Source organism: Entomomonas asaccharolytica (assembly GCF_016653615.1).
In the GTDB taxonomy this organism is placed as follows: Bacteria; Pseudomonadota; Gammaproteobacteria; order Pseudomonadales; family Pseudomonadaceae; genus Entomomonas; species Entomomonas asaccharolytica.
Genome location: NZ_CP067393.1, coordinates 2,918,405 through 2,938,453 on the forward strand (window position 1 = coordinate 2,918,405; position 20,049 = coordinate 2,938,453).

Consider the following 20,049-nt stretch of genomic DNA (forward strand, 5'->3'; position numbering starts at 1 on the left):
AAAAGGTATTATTAACCTTGGAATGACCTGCAAAGGATAGTAGTAACAAGCATAATTAATCTCCTTTGCAGTAGTTGAATTGAAATTTTGTAGGCAATTTAAATTATCTTAAATCAACAGTCAATTATTAAACTGTTTTTTTCATCATCAGTTCATTTAATATAATAAACCATTATCTCTTAACTGTTCTACCATGCCCTCTACCATTCGCTGATAGCCCTGCGCATTAGGATGGATATTATCTAGTCTTAATTTTTCATCCCTTAAAACATTAGAAAAAACGGAATTGATTAATATAACATTTTCTTCTTTAGCTAACTCTTTATAAATTGCTGAGTCTGAAGGTAGCCCCATCATTGCTATGGGGGATAATGCGGGCACTGCTATTAACACAGGAATCGCATTTTCTGCTTTTACTGCCTTAATAATAGCTCTAACATCTTCTTTTACTGCTTGCTCTTTGCGTCGTCTTAAAAAGTCATTTCCACCGATTTCAATCAATACTAATTTAGGTTGATATTGTTTTAATACGGATGAAATTCTATTTTTTGCCTGATCTGCACGCTCACCAGAAACACCAGCATTAATAATATTCCAACCTGTAATCACTGCTAACCGAGAGGGGTAGTTTTGCTCTTTAGAGACACCAAAGCCATAAGTAACACTATCACCAAATGCCACTACAGTGCTATCTGAGCTAATTGCGTCATACTGAACTTCTGATTTACCACATGCACCTAATATAATTACTAAAAGAATTATTATGCTATGTTTTATTAAGTTCATTACTATTTATATTCTCTTAAGGTTGATAACGTTTATCTGCAACTAATTCTTTTAAAATCTGTTCATTATAGCCTTTAATAACTTTGCCATTTGCTTCTATTAAAGGGACTCCACGGCCACCTAACTTTTTATGTCGCTCACTAGCCATAGCATCTTTTTCAATATCATATTCTTTATAACGAACACCACTTTGTATAAGTATATTTCTTGCCTTTTTGCAATAGCCACACCATGCTGTGGAGTAAAAGTGAATAGTATCTTGTGCATTATTTTGCCCAGCACTTTTAACGCCTGTAAAGAAATTATTTATATCTTCATTTGTCAGGCGCATAGGCTCTTCTTGAGGTTTGCTATTTTCCAAAATAAAATAACCTGCCGCTAATACTATTATCACAATAATAATATATTTCAAAATAACTCCTTTACCTCTTTAACTTAATATTTCATATTTATCATCATAACTGATAATAAATGAAAATTATCGTTTTTTGTAAACACTTTATTTGTAAGCCACGTATTATCTTCATAATTGTTAGAGAAACAAGCATGTTTTTCAGCATATTATTGTAATGTTGTATTTAGAATATTTTATTTAGCGCATAAACTATTTGCTATTATTTTATGCTTAAACAATTATGTTATTTAATTTTTATAGTTTTTATATTCTTGAGTAAGTAACAGGCCAAACGACCTGTTACTTAACAGAGATTACATAGCAGCTTTGAAGATTCCTTCAACTTCTGCTTGATCGCCTTGACGAGGGTTAGTAATTGCACAAGCATCTTTTAATGCATTAGCAGCTAATGTAGGAATATCTTCTGCTTTGGCATTAAGTGCTGTTAAATTAGCAGGGATACCTACATCTTTTGCTAACTTTTTAATTTCAGCAACACAAGCTTTAGCACCTTGCTCATCAGACATGTCTTTAACATCAACGCCCATTGCAGCTGCTACATCTTTTAAACGTGGCGCGCATGAAGGTAAGTTATATTCTTGTACATGAGGTAGTAATACCGCATTACAAACTCCATGAGGTAAATCATAGAAGCCACCTAATTGGTGAGCCATTGCATGTACATAGCCTAGAGAAGCATTATTGAATGCCATCCCCGCTAAGAACTGTGCATAAGCCATATTTTCACGTGCTACTGCATTAGTACCCTCTTTAACTGCTGTACGTAAATTGTTGGCGATTAAAGTAACAGCTTTTAAAGCACAAGCATCTGTAATAGGGTTAGCTGCAATAGAAACATACGCTTCAACAGCATGGGTTAATGCATCCATACCTGTTGCTGCTGTTAAACCTGCAGGCATACCATGCATTAATTGAGGATCATTCACAGATAAAACTGGCGTTGTATTGCGATCAACAATAGCCATTTTAATATGACGCGCTTCATCTGTAATAATGCAGAAACGTGTCATTTCACTGGCTGTACCAGCCGTAGTATTAATTGCTACAAGTGGTAACTGTGGTTTAGCAGAACGATCCACGCCTTCATAATCACTAATATGACCACCATTGGTAGCGCATAGTGCAATACCTTTTGCACAATCATGAGGTGAGCCACCACCCAATGAAATGACAAAATCACAATTATTTGCTTTTAATAAATCCAAACCTTCTTGTACATTGGTAGTGGTAGGATTTGGCTTAGTACCAGGATATACAACAGCCTTAATGCCTTCTTTATCTAATAAATCAGTTACTGTTTTTACAACGCCAGATTTATTTAAAAAATCATCTGTTACTATTAATGCTTGCTTGAAACCATAACCTTTCAGTAATCCAACTGCATCCGCTAACGCGCCATCACCCATAACATTTACAGCAGGAATAAAAAATGTAGTACTCATAATAGCCTCTCACGCTAAACCACTAAAAAGTGGTCTATGATTAAAAGTTAATTGTGGTTTTTACCACTAAATATACGTCAACATACTACTTATTATTTATTGATATATATTTATAATTATAGCACAGAGGGTGCTGAATTTCGCCATCCAAAATTGGCATATGTCAAATAATCACCTCATGAAGTCAACAACTCCATTTCTCTTTACTCGTAAAACAAATGGTTAGCCATCTTTGTTGAGGGGGGATAGATAACTGTGAGGCAATTTGTTCTCTAATATTATCTAAAGCGATAACCCCTTGTTCTTTCGCAAAAGTTTCAGGTGTGATGAGATGAATTTCTATGGAATATAAACGTCCTGTTTTTACCACATAACTCTCATAATTTACTAATCCATGTTGTTGTACAATCTTGCTAGCAAGTTGATTGACTTCATTATCTAACTCTTTGGAAGCAACTAAGAAAATTTCTTGCAATGACTGCTTTAATATTTTTAAAGGCACAGGAATAAAGAAAACGGTTAAAACAAGCAAAGCTACTGAGTCAATATAAGGTGACCAATATTGGTATTGTGTTCCTTGAATTAATAGGCCAATAATAAATGCGATTAATAAGGCTGAGGTAATTAAACTAGACATTAACCAGCTATTAACATCTATTTGCAGTAAATCAGATTTCAATTGTGCGTTAATTCTTTTCTCATAAAAATACATGCCAAAGCAAACACTACAAACTAATACAGCATATATCGTAGCGAAACTAAAGGTTAGGCTATGGCCGCCATCAATAATATTTAATATGGCATTAAGCTGTGCATATAAACACAATAACAAAATAATCGAACCGTTGACCGTTGCTGCAATGGGTTCAAAGTGCCAGAAACCAAATTGAAACCGATTGGTTGATTGTTTTGCCATTAACTTAATAACCAGTACTGATAAGACTGACATGGCGGTATCAATGGTTGAGAAGATACCATCAAACAAAATGGACTGTGAGCCTGACAATAAACCAAACACAATACCAACAGCAGCAATAACCAAGGTTACACTGATCGATAATTTAAAAATTTTAACTTCTTTTGTGGTACTCACTACCTATCCCCATCAATAACAAATAATTGGGCTGTCCTAGCTATATTAGATTATTAGAGTAAAAATAGATATTTAGACTTGAAGTGAGCCACTCTAATCTTAGGTGGCTCATGTTGTTAGAACTAGTTACAAGCTAATGCTTGTTTTTGAATTGCAAAGATTTCTTCAATACCTTGTTTAGCTAAAACTAGCATGCTATTTAATTCATCTGGCTGGAATGGTTCTCCCTCAGCTGTTCCCTGCACCTCAATAAAACCACCGGCATCTGTCATTACTACATTCAAGTCAGTTTCTGCGCCAGAGTCTTCCAAATAATCTAAATCTAAAACCGCTTGGCCTTGATAAATACCTACTGAAACAGCAGCAATAAAATGCTTAAATGGATCAGCTTTTAATTGTCCTCGTTGTTTCATCACTTGCAATGCATCGACTAACGCCACTGATGCACCTGTAATAGAGGCAGTACGTGTGCCACCATCAGCTTGAATAACATCACAGTCTATATGCAAGGTATATTCACCTAGCTTAGTTAAATCAAGCGCGGCTCTTAAAGAGCGTCCAATTAATCGCTGTATTTCTTGGGTACGACCACTTTGCTTACCTTTTGCAGACTCTCGTTGCATACGTTCACCCGTTGAGCGAGGTAACATGCCATATTCGGCGGTTAACCAACCTTGCCCTGCTCCTTTTAAAAATCTAGGAACATTCGACTCAACAGAAACTGTGCAAATAACTTTAGTATCGCCAAACTCGACTAATACAGAACCTTCTGCATGTTTAGTATAGTTTCTAGTAATCTTGATAGAACGTAATTGGGCTGCCTCGCGTCCGCTGGGTCGTTTCATAGTCTTTCCTAATTTTCTGAACCTTAATTAAACTATTATTATACACCATACCTTGAAATGATTACTTCTTGTGTGTCATTCCAATTTGTGTTGGTAACAAATAAAAAATAACCGCAGAAAACACTGTAAATAATCCCACTCCCAAGAATGTACCCTGAAACGCAGGCAACACTTCTATACTATCAACAGCAGGCTGACCACCATTAAAATAAGCCAATAATATGGCAGAAATAGCTACCCCAAAACTAATTGATAGTTGCACAACCACTGATAACAATGCATTACCACTACTCGCCAAGTCATCATCTAGTTGAAACAAAGCGACTGTATTCATGGCTGTAAATTGTAAAGAATTTATTGCTCCTGTAGCTCCTAGCATAGCTAACAGTAATAGAAATGGCATTTCTTTATCAACCCATGAGAAACTACAAATTAATAAACCTAGCAATAGTGTATTGACGGTTAATACCCAACGGTATCCAAAGAAATTAATGATATGACGCACTAATGATTTACTTAAAATAGCACACAGCGCAGTTGGTATCATCATCATACCTGCCTCCGCAGGAGAATAACCTAAAGCAAGCTGTAATAATAAAGGGATTAAAAAAGGTAAAGAACCATTGCCTAAACGAGCAAATAAATTTCCCAGAATACCAATTGAAAAACTACGAATTTTAAACAGACTAGGAGGAAAAAGTGGAAACTCAATTCTAAAGGCATGCCACCAGTACCCAATAAAACAACTAAATCCCAATATAAATAAAAGCGTGACAAAACTAGCAGGTAAATGAATTTCAGATAATCCTTCAAGGGCAAAGCTAATCATTATCATAGCAGTGCCAAATAGTATAAACCCTATAAAATCAAACTTAGTACGTATAGCACCACGTAAATCTGGCATAAATTTACAAGCGACAAAACAACCTAGTATCCCCATAGGGACATTAATTAAGAAAATCCAATGCCATGAAAAATACTCAACTAACCATCCTCCAACCGTTGGGCCTAACAATGGTCCTAGTAGACCAGGAATAGTTACAAAGCTCATCACTTTCACAAATTCACTGCGTGGATAAACTTTTAAGATAACCAAACGCCCTACTGGCATCATTAAAGCACCACCCAAACCTTGAATAATACGACCTATAACAAGTATGGGTAGAGACCAAGCAGCCGCACAAAATATAGACCCTAAGGTAAATAATGCTACCGCAAAGAAAAATACTTTTTTAGTGCCAAATCGATCGGAAATCCAACCACAAACAGGAATTACCAAGGCTACAGTGAGCATATAGGCAATAATGGCGCTTTGCATTTGTAACGGATTAACATTTAAATCAGTGGCCATCGAGGGCAAAGCAATATTTAAGATGGTTGCATCTAAACTTTGCATGAAAAATGCAATAGCTACAATCCATGGCAAAAGTTTTTTTACTTGTGCGGAAATATCTAATGGCATTACAGGCATAATAATTAACTATTCAATTGCGTTAAATGATTGATAGATAGTTTAGGCATATCTACCCATTTACGAAAGAAAATACTTTATAATCTAAAACTAATTTATTAGTTAAAAAAGTATTTATGATAATTCCTCACCATTTACTTGACCCAGAAATACTGAACAACCTTATTGAAGACTTTGTTAGTCGCGATGGAACGGATAATGGTGATGAAACACCACTAGCCACCCGTGTTCAACGAGTCAAGCACGCGCTTGAAAAACAACAGGCTTATATTGTTTTTGATCAATCAACAGAAGCCTGCTCATTAATGTTAAAACAAGACATTCCTAAGGAGTGGCTTGCTGATCTGTAACATCTTCCTGCTCAATAAGTTTTTCTTCTAAAACTGCCTCACTGCTCTCTGTTGGCTCTTCTTCACAAGGCGTTAACCATGAGGCTAAACTACCTTCTAAGATACTAGCTTCTGCTTGCTCTATTTCAATTAATGCAGCTCGTATTCTCTCAAACCAACATTTCTCTAATGATTCCGGTAACTGGTCAACTCTTGGTAAGGGCCAAGGACTATGAGTAATCAAACGCTGAATAGGGTACTGATTAATATCTCGTGAAAGCACCCATCCAGCACCATTATTCACTTCATACACTAATTCTTCTTTCTTAAAAAAATCTAATAATTTTGCCCACTCATCTTCGGGTAAAGACCAACCTGCAGCTTGTACATCACGGTGATTAATAGCTCTTCCTTTTAACTGACCATCATAAAGCACTTTAAGCACCACTAAAGCTACTACTAACGCAGGTACATCGCGTTGTTGCATATAACGGCGTAAGCCTAAACAGCAACAAAGCTCGCAACCAATTAAGACAATGATCCAAGAAACATAAATCCACAATAAAAATAACGGGAACGCCGCAAAAGCACCATAGATTAATTGATAACTAGGAAAGGTCTTTACATAAAGTCCAAAAAGTCCTCGTGCTGCTTCAAATAACAGTGCAGCAACTATTGCACTAATTAATGCATGTGTAATTGGTACACGGGTATTTGGAATCGCTGTGTAAAATAAAGTAAAACCACCTGCCGTAGCAATAAAAGGGGTAAACCTTAATATATCAGCAATCCAAGGATTAGCCTCGGTATTAGAAAAGAATGACAGAGACATAATATAGGTACTGGCGGCAAAACTAGCACCAATTAACAAAGGGCCTAGGCTTAATAACGCCCAATACAATAAAAAACGGGCTAAACCGTGCCGTGCTTTTTGTACTCGCCAAATCGTATTAAATGCTGATTCAATGGTTACTAACATCATAAAGGTAGTTACTATCAAAAAGATAATACCAATCCATGTTAAATTACGAGCTTGCGAAATAAAACCATTGATATACTCAAAAATCTTGTCCCCAGCAGATGGCAAGAAATTATCAACAATATATTCTTGTATTTTTCCTTCAATTCCCTGAAAAGCAGGGATACCAGAAATCATTACGAATACAACCGTCATAATCGGTACAACAGCAAATAGTGTTGTATAGGTTAATGATCCTGCATTTTGAGTTCCCCTATCTTCAAAAAAACGCACTACTAGAAAGCGGATAAACTCATAAAAACTAACTACATGTTTCCACATAAACAACCTTTATCTTGGCAAGTTATTAAGATAAGTTGTAACATTTTCTCAAACAACTTAACAATTACACACATTAAAATCCATTAAATCACTACACAATTAAGGTATTTATAATGACTGAATATATTTTCTACCATAATCCGCGTTGCTCAAAATCACGGCAAGCACTTGCATTAATCGAAGAACAATCAATTACTCCTACTATTATTCATTACTTAGAAACACCACCCGACCACAAAACACTTAAAGAAATATTGTCCAAGTTAGGTATTTCTGCTCGCCAATTATTACGTACAAGCGAAGATGAATATAAAGAATTAGGTTTAGTTGACGATTCATTAACAGAAACTAAATTAATTGATGCTATGGTAAAGCATCCAAAGTTAATAGAACGTCCTATTTTAGTAGTAGATAACAAAGCAGTAATTGGTCGCCCACCCGAAAATGTTCTAGCGCTAATTAAGTAATCTTACCAATTTAATACTTGTTTAACAAAAGGAATTGTTAACTTGTGACGGGCTTCTAAGGAAGCTTTATCTAATTTATCTAATAACAAAAACAAATTAGCTAAATTGCGTTCTTCTCGGGCTAAAATAAAATGCCCAACTTCATCTGATAATGTTATACCTCTTGCAGAGGCTCTTAACTGTAATGCCTTTAATTTATCTTCATCAGACAGTATATGTAATTGAAAAACCAATGCTAGCATCAATCTTGATTGTAAATCAGCCAATTCTAGATTGAGCGCTCTTGGTGATCTATCAGCAGCTATTAGCAAATGTTTACCATTGTCCCGTAAACGATTAAACAGATGAAATAAAGCCTCTTGCCATACTTTGTTGTTAACGATTAGTTGCAGATCATCCAAGCACACTAAATCATATTGTTCTAAATTTTCTAGAATATCAGGGGTATAACAAACTAGCTCATTCAATGGCAGATAGATAGCATTGCGCCCTGCTAGTTGCAATTGTAAACAAGCCGCTTGCAATAAATGACTACAGCCAACTCCCTTACTACCCCATAAATAAATTAAGCTCTCGACCCAGCCTGCTTCAGGGTCACATAAGCGCTCCACATATTTTAAAGCAGCCGCATTACTCCCTGCATAATAATTACTAAAGCTAACATCATCAGCCAAATGAATGCTTAGTGCTAATTGCGTTGGCTTTTTCATTTACAAATCACTTTCCTGTACTAAGCGTACATTATCAGCTTGCATTGTATACACTGCATCTGCCAGTTCATTCGTTACTTGTTCAATATGTAATTTCCCTATTACCCAAATAGGTTCATAAATATCATTAATTTGAATACCTTTAGGGTAATTAATTAATACAATTTGATTAGGAGGTGGTGGAGGCACATGAATACAAGCACCTGGATAAGGCACAATAAACAGTTGTGTCACTTTACCTTGTGCATCGTTTTCAATAGGGACAGGATAACCGCCTAATTTAATGAGCTTTCCCTCTAAACTAGCCACTGTATTTTTAGAGTACATTACAGCAGGCAAATTATCCCTTTGTTTTAAGCCCCCTTTCGTTTCAAACGCTCCTGGCGCTTCTTCGGTATCATGGGTAACTAAATCAGGCATATTTTCAAGGGCTTGCTGGTCTTGTTTTGGCATTAACGCTAACCAATCTGTTTCTAATGGTTCAGCATAAACATAAGTCACAATAACAGTTAAGCTTATTATCAGTAATTTTAAAAATTTAATCACTTAATGCCTCATGTTTGTTATAAAGATAAATCCTTCTCTAACTCCATTGCTTCCTTGTATAAAGACATAATTTTATCCAATTTATCTCTATTATTTTTATTTAACAAGATAATATTTCTTGAGCAAGCGCCCCAAAAAAGATCTTCATCTTTCTGATAAAAAGCTAAATAGTGCTGTTGTTTTTTAAAAAACACCTTATCAAACCAATATGGCATTGGTTTGATAATCATTTTATTTAGCTCAGGCACGACGCCTTTATAAATCTGTTCGACCATAAACTCTGCTTGCAGACCTTCATTAGTAACACTATCAACTTTTACCACAAAAACAGCATCTGCTTTATTAAAATATTCTGCTAAAGTTGGAGGAGCAACACAAGACAATGCAAAGCTAACGGATGAAACCAGCATCATTAACAGGGCTAGAAGTAAACGATGATAACTACTAACCATCTTGCATTATCCTTTAATTAAAGTTTCAACGTGACTAACAATTTGTTTTAAGTCATTTATATTATTACAATTAATAGTTGCATGGCCTACTTTACGGCCTGCCTTAAATGCTTTGCTATAGTCATGTAAATGACAATTCTCAATACTTAATATCTGATCCTTAGCAGGGATACTACCAATAAAATTTAACATGGCACTTTCACCACGCTTGTGGGTAGAGCCTAAAGGCAATCCTGCAATAGCTCTTAAATGATTCTCAAATTGACTCGCAACAGAACCTTCTATTGTCCAATGCCCTGAATTATGTACACGTGGTGCTATTTCATTAGCTTTTAAACCATTTTCCACTTCAAAAAACTCAAACGCCAAAACACCCACATAATCCAATTTTTCTAGCACTTTTGCTACATAACTTTCTGCCAGACCCTGCATAGGATGTTGTTCGCTGGCAATAGAAAGATGCAAAATACCTTGGTTATGTTGATTATGCACAAGTGGATAAAAACGAATTACTTTATCTTGGCCACGCACTGCAATTAAAGAAACCTCTCCTGAGAAATTAACAAACCCTTCAAGAATACAAGGCACATTACCTAATTCAGCAAAGGCATTGCTAACATCCGATGGTTGCTTTAATACTTTTTGCCCTTTGCCATCATAACCAAGGGTACGGGTTTTCAACACGGCAGGTAAACCTATCTCTGCCACAGCCTGTTCTAAATCCTGTTGCGATTCAATATTAGCAAACTCTGGGGTAGGAATAGCTAAAGATTTAAATAAGCTTTTTTCAAACCAACGATCACGGGCAATACGCAATGACTCTGCATTCGGGTAAACAGGCACAAAATCACTTAAAAAGGCTACTGTTTCAGCGGGCACACTTTCAAACTCAAAAGTAACCACGTCGACTTCTTCTGCCAGTTGTCGTAGTGCCTGCTTATCGTCATAATTCGCACAAATATGTTGTCCTAGTGAGGCTGCACAAGCATCCTTAGCTGGGTCTAAAAAGCTAAACTTCATCCCTAATGAAGTCCCAGCTTGTGCTAACATTTGCCCTAACTGACCACCACCAATTACCCCAACTTTCATTGATCGCCTCTACTCTACTCTTGGATCAGAATTAGCTAATACTGTTTCTGTTTGTTTTTGTCGATAGGTTTTTAATGCTGTGTGATAGTCAGGATATTTATTACCCAATATACTTGCAGCCAATAAGCCTGCATTAACAGCCCCCGCTTTACCAATCGCTAAGGTAGCGACAGGAATACCTGCTGGCATTTGTACAATCGATAATAATGAATCAACCCCTGATAACATCGCTGATTGTACAGGTACACCCAATACTGGCAGGTGTGTTTTAGCAGCACACATACCAGGTAGATGAGCTGCACCGCCTGCTCCTGCGATAATAACCTCTAAACCTCGTTGTTCGGCTTGCTCAGCGTATTCAAACAATAGGTCAGGTGTACGATGCGCAGATATCACCTTCACTTCATGAGGAATTTTTAATTCTTCTAAAATGGTTACTGTATGGCACAGGGTCGCCCAATCTGATTTAGACCCCATAATAACGCCAACCAATGCACTCATCTACCTTACCTCTTGGTCAATAAAAACAATAAACCACGCTGATAATGCGTGGTTTTATTAAAACAGAATAATAACTTTTTAAGAGTGGTTTAACAACCAATGAGAAGCAGATAATGAAAATACCCCCCATCTTGTTTTATTCAACTCTTGTTTAACTTTTTCCATCAATTGCTCATCACTACTTGTAATCATTGATTTCCAGTCGTCTACAATGACACTTAATTGAGTCACTAATGAGTCGATTTTCAGCTGCATTAATAGGCTATTTAATTGCTGCAAATGCTCTAACCATGAAACCAGTCTAGTTCTAGAAGGCTGCCATATATAACCTTCTAACAACCTTTGCGACATTGCTAAGTAATAGTGTATAGCTTGGTATGGATTAGTAGAAACTGGCTGTTTAGCTACCGAAAACTGGTAATTATCTGGGTTGATTAAACGATAACCTCGTTCAGCTTTACTTGTATCACTTGGCACTAATGGAAATAACTTCGCTAGCTCAATGGCAAAATCTAACATAACCGCAGTACTGCCATTTCTTAACTCTAACTCCAACTCATTAATTGGCTCTTGCTTTTGATTGGCTTTAACTAATCCTTGATCTATAGCCACTTCTATTTCAGCCTGTTCTTTTTCCTTTTGCCAAGTAAATAAAGCATAATTTCTTGTAAAATCTGTTGCAAATATGGGATGTAATTGTGACTTATCTAATTGCGCCAAACTCTTAGGCCAATGCTTATTATCCAATAACGATAGATCTAATTCTGGCTTATCAATCAGCCAATCAAATTCATCACGTTCAGAAAAACCGCCTATACTATGTCCTTTTGCTTTTAGCGTTTGAATATACTGCTCGCCATCCTTACGCACTCTTAATGCTACTTTAGCGGCTGTTAATGCATAATCTGCTGTATCAATATATTGATTAAATAGTTCTTTTTGTTGCCAGCTAACTTTACTAAACTGACTAAATATGGGGTGCTGATAAATTTGCGCTAAAGTTTGCTCAGTTGCATAAAGTTTTATTTCTATTTCTTTTAAACTATTTTGATTGGACATAAATACTCATTATTAGCAAAATAAAAAGGTATTGACATAGTTAATAACAATAGTGATATTGTGTTACTAGAAATATACAATACTAGATCAATAGCAAAAATTACTATATCATTAAAAACTGCCTCTAAAAAATATAACTTTTTATTAATTTAACTATCTAATACCTATATACTTTATTCTTTTTTACGACAATAATAGACATATATTATAAGACGGTTAGGAATGTTTATGAACAAGTCAGAGTTAATTGAAAAAATCGCAACAAAAAACAATTCGTTACCATTAAAAACGGTTGAGTCTGCAGTTAAAATATTATTAGAACAACTTTCTGATTCCTTAGAACAAGGACAAAGAATTGAAGTGCGTGGTTTTGGCAGTTTTTCACTGCATTATCGCAAACCTCGCCAAGGCCGCAACCCTAAAACGGGTGAAATAGTATCCCTAACGGGTAAATTTGTACCTCACTTTAAGCCAGGTAAAGAATTAAGAGACAGAGTAAACCAATAATTTTTTTATAAAAGGAAGGGTCATGCGTCGATTTCAGCAAGTACTTTTATTTCTTATGCTGTTAGTAATAGCATTATTTGTATTAGTTTTTATTTTAGAAAATGAAACACAAGTTGCTATTAGCTTTCTAAGCTACATGACTCCTACTATGCCTCTTGCTGTATTATTAGTTGCTGCGTTTTTATTAGGTTTAATTTTGGCATTATTTATCAGTTATTTAGTGTTGCTTAAATTCAAAATAAAATTAGCATCAACTAATAAGCAGCTTACAGCCTGTAAAAAAGAATTAGCCTCTCAAAATACCACTGTTCTACAAGTTAAATAGTATTTAATATAAAACTCAACGGAGATTTTTATGTCACTTGATCACGATAAAGCTGTTCAAGTTGCTAAAGTATTGACCGAAGCACTTCCCTATATTCAACGTTATGTAGGCAAAACACTGGTTATCAAATATGGCGGCAATGCCATGGAGAGTGAAGCATTAAAAAATAGCTTTGCTCGTGATATTGTTCTTATGAAAGCAGTTGGTATCAATCCTATCGTTGTTCATGGTGGAGGGCCACAAATCGGTGACTTACTCAAACGTCTTTCGATTGAAAGCCATTTTGTTGATGGAATGCGTGTCACTGATGGTCAAACCATGGATGTGGTAGAGATGGTGTTGGGTGGTTTAGTTAATAAAGAAATCGTTAACCTAATTAACCATAATGGTGGTAATGCTATTGGTTTAACAGGTAAAGATGCTCGTCTTATCCGTGCTAAAAAGCTCAATGTAACCCGTAAAACACCTGAAATGACTACACCTGAAATTATAGATGTTGGCCAAGTGGGTGAAGTAATTGGTATCAACACTGAACTACTTAACATGTTAGTTAGCAGTCACTTTATCCCTGTTATTGCCCCTATTGGTGTAGGAGAAGATGGTAAATCATATAATATCAATGCTGATTTAGTGGCAGGTAAAGTAGCAGAAGCAGTACAAGCAGAAAAATTGATGCTACTGACTAATATTGCAGGTCTGTTAGATAAAGAAGGAAAAATCTTAACAGGGTTAACAACAAAGCAAGTTGATGGCCTAATTGCAGATGGCACAATTTATGGTGGCATGTTACCTAAGATTCATTGTGCATTAGAAGCAGTAAAAGCAGGCGTTGCTAGCGCCCTTATTTTAGATGGTAGGGTTCCCAATGCGGTACTCTTAGAAATATTTACTGACAAAGGCGTGGGAACACTGATAACTAATAAATAGAGCTTGCAAATTGACTAAAGTCATATGTTTTATCAATACGACTTTTTGTATATTCCCCACAACTAATAAGTTTTTATTTATATTTATTAAGTGTATTATATTTGACCGGTGTCAATAAAAATTAACTAGATATCTTCACTGGATATTTTAACCTGATGAAAATGGAGAACTAACATGGCTTTTGAATTACCAGCCCTTCCTTATGAAAAGAATGCTCTAGAACCACATATTTCACAAGAAACTATTGAATACCATTATGGTAAACATCATCAAACCTATGTAAACACGTTAAACAACTTAGTGCCAGGTACGGAGTTTGAAGGTAAAACCTTAGAAGAGATCATTAAAACTTCATCTGGTGGTATTTTTAATAATGCAGCGCAAGTATGGAACCATACTTTTTACTGGAACTGCTTAAGCCCTAATGGTGGTGGCGAACCAACTGGCGCCGTTGCAGATGCTATCAATAAAACATTTGGTTCTTTTGAAAAGTTTAAAGAAGAATTCACTAAAACTGCAATCGGTACTTTTGGTTCTGGTTGGGCATGGTTAGTAAAAAAGGCAGACGGTAGTTTAGCTTTAGCAAGTACTACAGGCGCTGGCAATCCAATGACATCTGGCGATAAACCACTATTAACCTGTGATGTTTGGGAACATGCTTATTACATTGATTATCGTAACTTACGTCCAAAATATTTAGAAAATTTCTGGACGTTATTAAACTGGGATTTTGTTGCTAAAAACTTTGCATAATCAATCCTACAAATAAAAAGGGAAGCTATAAGCTTCCCTTTTTTATATCTTAACAAGTTAGTTACCCTGTAAAGACTTCTTTATTTTCATCTTCTTTAAAGCCCATAGCATGTAATTTTGCATAGACTCCGTCTAAAGCAAGGAGCTCACTATGAGTTCCTCTTTCTACGATCTCACCATTCTCCATTACTAAAATAATATCTGCTTTCTCAATAGTAGATAAACGATGAGCAATCACTAACGTAGTACGTCCTTCCATTACTTTATCAAGTGCTTCTTGAATATGTCTTTCTGATTCAGTATCTAATGCAGATGTAGCTTCATCTAATATTAATAGAGGTGCATTTTTTAGCAGTGCTCTTGAAATGGATAATCGTTGTCGTTGTCCACCAGAAAGTTTTACCCCATTTTCACCAATTAATGTTTCATATCCCTCAGGTAATTTTTCAATAAACTCATCCGCATAAGCTGCCTTTGTAGCTTCTTTAATTCTTTCTAACGGATTATTAGCCAATGTGCCATAAGCTATATTTCTAAATACAGTGGTATTAAACAATGAAACCTGTTGTGTCACTAATGAAATATGTCTTCTAAGATTCGCTAACTTATAATCATTAATATCCACATTATCTAATAGAATACTACCCTGCGTATGCTGATAAAAACGCGGTATCAAACTCGCTAATGTAGATTTACCACTTCCTGAACGACCGACTAATGCAATCATTTGGCCTGGTTCAATGGTAAAATTAATATTTTTTAGCACTTCCTTATCTGTACCAGGATAAGTAAAAGCTAAATTCTTAACCTCTAATCTTCCTAATACGTCTGTTTTCTCAACTGTTCCATTATCAACTTCAGGGTCTTCATCCAATACTTCAAAAATACTTTCAGCCCCTGCTAAACCTTTCTGGATATTAGAGCTTACTTCCGATAATTGTCTAATTGGCTTAGGTAACAAACCAGCAGCAGTAATATAAGCCACTAGCTCCCCCGCACTCGCATCACCACGTAATAATAAAACCAAGAACAATAACACCGCCATTGCGGAATAAATAACTAATTGCAATAAAGGGGTATAAATCGCACCTGTTTTAGTCATTTTTAGTTGTTTTGCCATGCTGTCTTCTGTTACTTCTTTGAAGCGGTTTGACTCATAGGCTTCACCACCAAAACTACGAACTACACGGTAGTTTTGCACGGTTTCAGAAGTTACATGGGTTAAATCCCCCATGGCCATTTGAATTTTTTTACTTTGCTTACGGAATTTTTTACCTGCAATAGTAACCATTACTGCAATCACTGGTAATATAGCAACCATTACTAAGGTCAATTTCCAATTCATATACAGCAAATAACAAAATAAAAAGACAACCGTTAAACCTTCTCTAAAGATTACTTTAATAGCGTCTGTAGCGGCACCAGTTACCATATTTACGTTAAATAAAATAAGCGAAACCATATGACCTGAATTACGATCATCAAAGTAACGGCTAGGTAACTGAAAAAACTTATTAAACATCTCTAGTCGTAAATCTTGTACTAATCCTAATGTCACTCTTGCAAGAAAATAACTACCAAGAAATGATCCTATGCCTTGCCAAATAGCAATTAAAACTAAAAAGACAGGAACAGCATAGATTAAATCTAAGGTTTCTAAATAAGGCACACCTGGAAATAAGGTAGTAGATTTGCCACCTAAAGCATCCACAAAGTATTGCAAGATGTGGGCTAATAAAGGCTGTGAAGAGGCAAAGATAATATAACCTAGAATACTAATTGCAAAAAAACCAATATAAGGCCTTACATAGGTTAATAATCTAAAATAGAGTTTTAAACTGGAAACTTGTTTTTTAGTGTTACTCATTATCTATCATATTCTTCTAAAAAGTTAATTATAGCATGTAGTGAGATACTACATTTGTTGATTAACTAAAAATTCATTCTATTTAATCAATCCCTAATGTAGACCAAATATCATCAATACGCTTAACAATAGATGGATCTTTATGAATCGCCCTGCCCCATTCCCGATCAGTTTCACCTGGCCATTTATGGGTAGCATCTAAGCCCATTTTACTACCTAAACCTGAAATAGGCGATGCAAAGTCTAAGTAATCAATCGGTGTATTATCAATTAATACTGTATCTCGCTTGGGATCCATGCGGGTAGTAATTGCCCAAATCACGTCATTCCAATCGCGTGCATTAATATCATCGTCCGTTACTATGACAAATTTAGTGTACATAAATTGACGTAGAAAACTCCAAACTCCCATCATCACTCGCTTAGCATGACCAGGGTATTGTTTTTTGATGGTTACCACAGCCATTCGATAGGAACAGCCTTCTGGTGGCAAATAAAAATCCACAATTTCTGGAAACTGCTTTTGCAGTATGGGTACAAATACATCATTTAACGCTAATCCCAAAATCGCAGGCTCATCAGGTGGGCGACCCGTATAAGTGCTGTGATAAATCGGATTTTGCCGATGGGTTATACGCTCAATCGTAAATACAGGAAATTTATCTACTTCATTATAATAACCTGTATGATCGCCAAATGGACCTTCATCGGCTATTTCATTGGGATAAATAGCACCTTCAAGCACAAACTCTGCACTGGCAGGTACTTGTAAATCATTACCTATACATTTCACTAGTTCTGTTTTTCGACCACGTAACAAACCAGCAAATGCATATTCTGACAATGCATCAGGCACAGGAGTTACTGCACCAATGATAGTAGCAGGGTCACAACCTAATACGACAGACACAGGAAATGGTTCGGTAGGATGTTTTTGTCGCCACTCTTGATAATCCAGTGCACCACCCCGATGACTGAGCCATCGCATAATGACTTTATTACGACCAATCACTTGTTGGCGATAGATACCTAAATTTTGTCGTTCTTTTGATATACCTTTGGTAACAACAATACCCCAAGTGATTAATGGTCCTGCATCTTCAGGCCAACATTTTTGAATGGGTAATTGGTTAAGATCAACCTCATCACCTTCTTTAATAACAGCTTGGCAAGGTGCATCCTTACAGATTTTTGGTGACATATTAAGTACTTTTTTAAAGATAGGTAGTTTTTGCCAAGCATCTTTTAAACCTTTCGGGGGTTCAGGTTCTTTTAAAAAAGCTAATAATTTACCAATTTCTTTAAGCTGATTAAGATCATCTGTTCCCATCCCTAAGGCAACCCGTTTAGGTGTCCCAAATAAATTCCCTAAGACGGGTATATTGTATCCTGTTGGATTTTCAAACAGTAACGCGGGCCCTTGTTTACGTAGCGTTCTATCGCACACCTCAGTCATTTCTAAGTTTGGAGAAACAGGTGCTGTTACTCGTTTTAACTCACCTTGTTTCTCTAATAATTGAATAAAGTCTCTTAAGTCAGCATACTGCATAAGTAAAACACCTTTGCCTATCTATATACTTAAAAGCCGCATTACTGCGGCTTTTTAATAGAGCTATTAGTTATTTTCTTTTCATCGCTTGGAAGAATTCATCATTGGTTTTAGTATCTTTTAACTTATCCAATAAGAATTCAATCGCTGCAATTTCTTCCATTGGATGAAGAATTTTACGTAAGATCCACATTCTTTGCAGTTCATCTTCAGTGGTTAATAACTCTTCACGACGAGTACCAGAACGATTAAAGTTAATGGCAGGGAATACACGCTTCTCAGCAATTTTACGATCCAATTGTAATTCAAGGTTACCTGTACCTTTAAACTCCTCATAGATCACTTCATCCATTTTAGAGCCAGTTTCTACAAGTGCTGTTGCTAAGATAGTTAAACTACCACCTTCTTCAATATTGCGTGCCGCACCAAAGAAACGTTTTGGCTTTTCTAGAGCATGAGCATCAACACCACCTGTTAATACTTTGCCAGAACTAGGAATAACCGTATTATAAGCACGGGCTAAACGAGTGATCGAATCTAATAAAATAACCACATCACGTTTATGCTCAACTAAGCGCTTAGCTTTTTCAATAACCATTTCAGCAACTTGGACATGGCGAATTGGTGGTTCATCGAAGGTTGAAGCTACTACCTCACCACGCACAGTACGTTGCATTTCTGTTACTTCTTCTGGTCGCTCATCAATCAATAATACAATTAAATGGCATTCAGGATTATTACGGGTAATATTGCTAGCAATATTCTGTAGCATCAATGTCTTACCCGCTTTTGGCGGAGCTACAATCAAACCACGTTGACCTTTACCGATAGGAGCACAAAGATCAATCACACGACCTGTTAAATCTTCAGTAGCACCATTACCAATTTCCATTACCATACGTTGATCAGGAAAAAGGGGTGTTAAGTTTTCAAATAAAATTTTATTCTTAGCGTTCTCTGGTTGATCAAAGTTAATGGTATCAACCTTTAATAAAGCAAAATAACGCTCACCTTCTTTAGGTGGACGAATCTTACCAAAGATAGTATCGCCTGTACGTAGGTTAAAACGTCGAATTTGGCTTGGAGAAACATAAATATCATCTGGCCCTGCTAAATAAGAAGAGTCTGATGATCGTAAGAAACCAAATCCATCTGGTAATATTTCTAAAATACCATCACCTGATATTTCTTCACCACTTTTAGCATGACGCTTAAGTAATGAAAAGATAATATCTTGTTTACGTGAACGAGCCATATTTTCTAGGCCCATTTGTTCCGCAATTTCTAATAGTTCACCAATAGGTTTTTGTTTAAGTTCTGTAAGATTCATAAGGATGAAAAAGGAAGTTGTTTTGAGAATAGACACTTCCCTAAAAAGGAAAGCTGTTATTTTGGTATAAGAATTGTATACATTTATATAACTTAAGGAACTAAGCTATCTTTTTAGTATAGGATGATATTATTACTCTGTCTACATAAATTTAATCCTACTTTAATATAAAATAATGGTGGTTTGATTTATAACTAGAACTTACTAGGCGTAGATTATTGTTTTTATTTTATTCTACGCCCACAATCATTATCACTCTGTTATTAATTGGATATTTGTTTCGTTT

At 35.9% G+C, this 20,049-nt stretch carries 22 protein-coding genes; 6 read left to right on the forward strand and 16 right to left on the reverse strand.

Features of this window, described 5'->3' with window-relative positions; all coding sequences use genetic code 11:
- Positions 1-156 precede the first annotated feature (156 nt).
- The 6 genes from JHT90_RS13530 to mdtD form a co-directional block, all read right to left on the reverse strand.
- A complete protein-coding gene (locus tag JHT90_RS13530) occupies positions 157-786 on the reverse strand; it encodes a GDSL-type esterase/lipase family protein (protein ID WP_201091912.1) in 630 nt (209 codons plus the stop codon).
- Positions 787-802: 16 nt separating this feature from the next.
- Positions 803-1,198: a glutaredoxin domain-containing protein gene (locus JHT90_RS13535; RefSeq protein WP_201091913.1), complete on the reverse strand. Its 396-nt coding sequence runs from the start codon at positions 1,196-1,198 to the stop codon at positions 803-805.
- A gap of 296 nt (positions 1,199-1,494) precedes the next feature.
- Positions 1,495-2,643, reverse strand: coding sequence for an L-threonine dehydrogenase (yiaY, locus tag JHT90_RS13540; protein ID WP_201091914.1), 1,149 nt, complete (start codon positions 2,641-2,643; stop codon positions 1,495-1,497).
- A gap of 184 nt (positions 2,644-2,827) precedes the next feature.
- Complete coding sequence (locus tag JHT90_RS13545) at positions 2,828-3,736, reverse strand: cation diffusion facilitator family transporter (RefSeq protein ID WP_201091916.1); 909 nt, start codon at positions 3,734-3,736, stop codon at positions 2,828-2,830.
- A 122-nt stretch (positions 3,737-3,858) separates the two neighbouring features.
- Positions 3,859-4,581 carry a ribonuclease PH gene (rph, locus tag JHT90_RS13550; RefSeq protein ID WP_201091917.1) on the reverse strand — a complete coding sequence of 241 codons (723 nt, stop codon included), beginning with the start codon at positions 4,579-4,581 and terminating at the stop codon, positions 3,859-3,861.
- 61 nt (positions 4,582-4,642) lie between these two features.
- Positions 4,643-6,052, reverse strand: coding sequence for a multidrug transporter subunit MdtD (gene mdtD, locus JHT90_RS13555; protein ID WP_201091919.1), 1,410 nt, complete (start codon positions 6,050-6,052; stop codon positions 4,643-4,645).
- A gap of 116 nt (positions 6,053-6,168) precedes the next feature.
- On the opposite strand from mdtD, the gene JHT90_RS13560 reads away from it, so the two are divergent.
- A complete protein-coding gene (locus JHT90_RS13560; RefSeq protein WP_201091921.1) occupies positions 6,169-6,402 on the forward strand; it encodes a YheU family protein in 234 nt (77 codons plus the stop codon).
- Here JHT90_RS13560 and JHT90_RS13565 read toward each other — a convergent pair.
- Positions 6,377-7,681 carry a YihY family inner membrane protein gene (locus JHT90_RS13565; RefSeq protein ID WP_201091924.1) on the reverse strand — a complete coding sequence of 435 codons (1,305 nt, stop codon included), beginning with the start codon at positions 7,679-7,681 and terminating at the stop codon, positions 6,377-6,379. The genes JHT90_RS13560 and JHT90_RS13565 overlap by 26 nt on opposite strands.
- A gap of 113 nt (positions 7,682-7,794) precedes the next feature.
- Here JHT90_RS13565 and arsC point away from each other — a divergent pair, with 113 nt between their 5' ends.
- A complete protein-coding gene (gene arsC, locus JHT90_RS13570) occupies positions 7,795-8,148 on the forward strand; it encodes an arsenate reductase (glutaredoxin) (protein WP_201091925.1) in 354 nt (117 codons plus the stop codon).
- A 2-nt stretch (positions 8,149-8,150) separates the two neighbouring features.
- On the opposite strand, the gene hda is transcribed toward arsC, so the two are convergent.
- From hda to JHT90_RS13600, 6 genes are all read right to left on the reverse strand, one after another.
- Positions 8,151-8,858 (reverse strand): DnaA regulatory inactivator Hda, encoded by a 708-nt coding sequence (gene hda, locus JHT90_RS13575; protein WP_201091927.1) that lies wholly within the window; start codon positions 8,856-8,858, stop codon positions 8,151-8,153.
- On the reverse strand, positions 8,859-9,404 hold the full coding sequence (locus tag JHT90_RS13580) for a DUF3299 domain-containing protein (RefSeq protein ID WP_236253967.1): 546 nt from the start codon (positions 9,402-9,404) through the stop codon (positions 8,859-8,861).
- Positions 9,405-9,421: 17 nt separating this feature from the next.
- A complete protein-coding gene (locus JHT90_RS13585; protein WP_201091929.1) occupies positions 9,422-9,856 on the reverse strand; it encodes a hypothetical protein in 435 nt (144 codons plus the stop codon).
- A 6-nt stretch (positions 9,857-9,862) separates the two neighbouring features.
- Entirely contained in the window at positions 9,863-10,945 is a 1,083-nt protein-coding gene (locus tag JHT90_RS13590; protein ID WP_201091931.1) for a 5-(carboxyamino)imidazole ribonucleotide synthase, read from the reverse strand.
- 9 nt (positions 10,946-10,954) lie between these two features.
- Positions 10,955-11,446 carry a 5-(carboxyamino)imidazole ribonucleotide mutase gene (purE, locus tag JHT90_RS13595; RefSeq protein WP_201091934.1) on the reverse strand — a complete coding sequence of 164 codons (492 nt, stop codon included), beginning with the start codon at positions 11,444-11,446 and terminating at the stop codon, positions 10,955-10,957.
- A gap of 78 nt (positions 11,447-11,524) precedes the next feature.
- The gene (locus tag JHT90_RS13600; protein WP_201091936.1) at positions 11,525-12,505 is read right to left on the reverse strand and encodes a CYTH domain-containing protein; all 981 of its coding nucleotides are present in this window, start codon (positions 12,503-12,505) and stop codon (positions 11,525-11,527) included.
- A gap of 228 nt (positions 12,506-12,733) precedes the next feature.
- Between JHT90_RS13600 and ihfB the strand changes: the two genes are divergently transcribed.
- The 4 genes from ihfB (at position 12,734) to sodB (ending at position 15,017) form a co-directional block, all read left to right on the forward strand.
- Complete coding sequence (ihfB, locus tag JHT90_RS13605) at positions 12,734-13,012, forward strand: integration host factor subunit beta (RefSeq protein ID WP_201091938.1); 279 nt, start codon at positions 12,734-12,736, stop codon at positions 13,010-13,012.
- Positions 13,013-13,034: 22 nt separating this feature from the next.
- Positions 13,035-13,337 (forward strand): LapA family protein, encoded by a 303-nt coding sequence (locus tag JHT90_RS13610; RefSeq protein ID WP_201091940.1) that lies wholly within the window; start codon positions 13,035-13,037, stop codon positions 13,335-13,337.
- A 30-nt stretch (positions 13,338-13,367) separates the two neighbouring features.
- On the forward strand, positions 13,368-14,264 hold the full coding sequence (gene argB, locus JHT90_RS13615) for an acetylglutamate kinase (RefSeq protein ID WP_201091942.1): 897 nt from the start codon (positions 13,368-13,370) through the stop codon (positions 14,262-14,264).
- A 174-nt stretch (positions 14,265-14,438) separates the two neighbouring features.
- Positions 14,439-15,017, forward strand: coding sequence for a superoxide dismutase [Fe] (sodB, locus tag JHT90_RS13620; RefSeq protein WP_201091944.1), 579 nt, complete (start codon positions 14,439-14,441; stop codon positions 15,015-15,017).
- Positions 15,018-15,078: 61 nt separating this feature from the next.
- Here the strand turns inward: sodB and msbA are convergent, their stop codons facing one another.
- The 3 genes from msbA to rho all read right to left on the reverse strand — a co-directional run bounded on the left by msbA (position 15,079) and on the right by rho (position 19,763).
- Entirely contained in the window at positions 15,079-16,884 is a 1,806-nt protein-coding gene (gene msbA, locus JHT90_RS13625; RefSeq protein ID WP_201091946.1) for a lipid A export permease/ATP-binding protein MsbA, read from the reverse strand.
- An 82-nt stretch (positions 16,885-16,966) separates the two neighbouring features.
- Positions 16,967-18,433 carry a 4-hydroxy-3-polyprenylbenzoate decarboxylase gene (gene ubiD, locus JHT90_RS13630; protein ID WP_201091947.1) on the reverse strand — a complete coding sequence of 489 codons (1,467 nt, stop codon included), beginning with the start codon at positions 18,431-18,433 and terminating at the stop codon, positions 16,967-16,969.
- A gap of 70 nt (positions 18,434-18,503) precedes the next feature.
- Positions 18,504-19,763 (reverse strand): transcription termination factor Rho, encoded by a 1,260-nt coding sequence (gene rho, locus JHT90_RS13635; protein ID WP_201091948.1) that lies wholly within the window; start codon positions 19,761-19,763, stop codon positions 18,504-18,506.
- Between the last annotated feature and the right edge of the window lie 286 nt (positions 19,764-20,049).

Excerpts from the sequence above, each read along its gene's own strand:
- JHT90_RS13530 (WP_201091912.1), bottom strand. The coding sequence starts at position 786 with ATGAACTTAATAAAACATAGCATAATAATTCTTTTAGTAATTATATTA.
- yiaY (WP_201091914.1), bottom strand. The coding sequence starts at position 2,643 with ATGAGTACTACATTTTTTATTCCTGCTGTAAATGTTATGGGTGATGGC.
- rph (WP_201091917.1), bottom strand. The coding sequence starts at position 4,581 with ATGAAACGACCCAGCGGACGCGAGGCAGCCCAATTACGTTCTATCAAG.
- mdtD (WP_201091919.1), bottom strand. The coding sequence starts at position 6,052 with ATGCCTGTAATGCCATTAGATATTTCCGCACAAGTAAAAAAACTTTTG.
- JHT90_RS13560 (WP_201091921.1), top strand. The coding sequence starts at position 6,169 with ATGATAATTCCTCACCATTTACTTGACCCAGAAATACTGAACAACCTT.
- JHT90_RS13565 (WP_201091924.1), bottom strand. The coding sequence starts at position 7,681 with ATGTGGAAACATGTAGTTAGTTTTTATGAGTTTATCCGCTTTCTAGTA.
- arsC (WP_201091925.1), top strand. The coding sequence starts at position 7,795 with ATGACTGAATATATTTTCTACCATAATCCGCGTTGCTCAAAATCACGG.
- hda (WP_201091927.1), bottom strand. The coding sequence starts at position 8,858 with ATGAAAAAGCCAACGCAATTAGCACTAAGCATTCATTTGGCTGATGAT.
- JHT90_RS13585 (WP_201091929.1), bottom strand. The coding sequence starts at position 9,856 with ATGGTTAGTAGTTATCATCGTTTACTTCTAGCCCTGTTAATGATGCTG.
- JHT90_RS13590 (WP_201091931.1), bottom strand. The coding sequence starts at position 10,945 with ATGAAAGTTGGGGTAATTGGTGGTGGTCAGTTAGGGCAAATGTTAGCA.
- purE (WP_201091934.1), bottom strand. The coding sequence starts at position 11,446 with ATGAGTGCATTGGTTGGCGTTATTATGGGGTCTAAATCAGATTGGGCG.
- JHT90_RS13600 (WP_201091936.1), bottom strand. The coding sequence starts at position 12,505 with ATGTCCAATCAAAATAGTTTAAAAGAAATAGAAATAAAACTTTATGCA.
- ihfB (WP_201091938.1), top strand. The coding sequence starts at position 12,734 with ATGAACAAGTCAGAGTTAATTGAAAAAATCGCAACAAAAAACAATTCG.
- JHT90_RS13610 (WP_201091940.1), top strand. The coding sequence starts at position 13,035 with ATGCGTCGATTTCAGCAAGTACTTTTATTTCTTATGCTGTTAGTAATA.
- argB (WP_201091942.1), top strand. The coding sequence starts at position 13,368 with ATGTCACTTGATCACGATAAAGCTGTTCAAGTTGCTAAAGTATTGACC.
- sodB (WP_201091944.1), top strand. The coding sequence starts at position 14,439 with ATGGCTTTTGAATTACCAGCCCTTCCTTATGAAAAGAATGCTCTAGAA.
- msbA (WP_201091946.1), bottom strand. The coding sequence starts at position 16,884 with ATGAGTAACACTAAAAAACAAGTTTCCAGTTTAAAACTCTATTTTAGA.
- ubiD (WP_201091947.1), bottom strand. The coding sequence starts at position 18,433 with ATGCAGTATGCTGACTTAAGAGACTTTATTCAATTATTAGAGAAACAA.
- rho (WP_201091948.1), bottom strand. The coding sequence starts at position 19,763 with ATGAATCTTACAGAACTTAAACAAAAACCTATTGGTGAACTATTAGAA.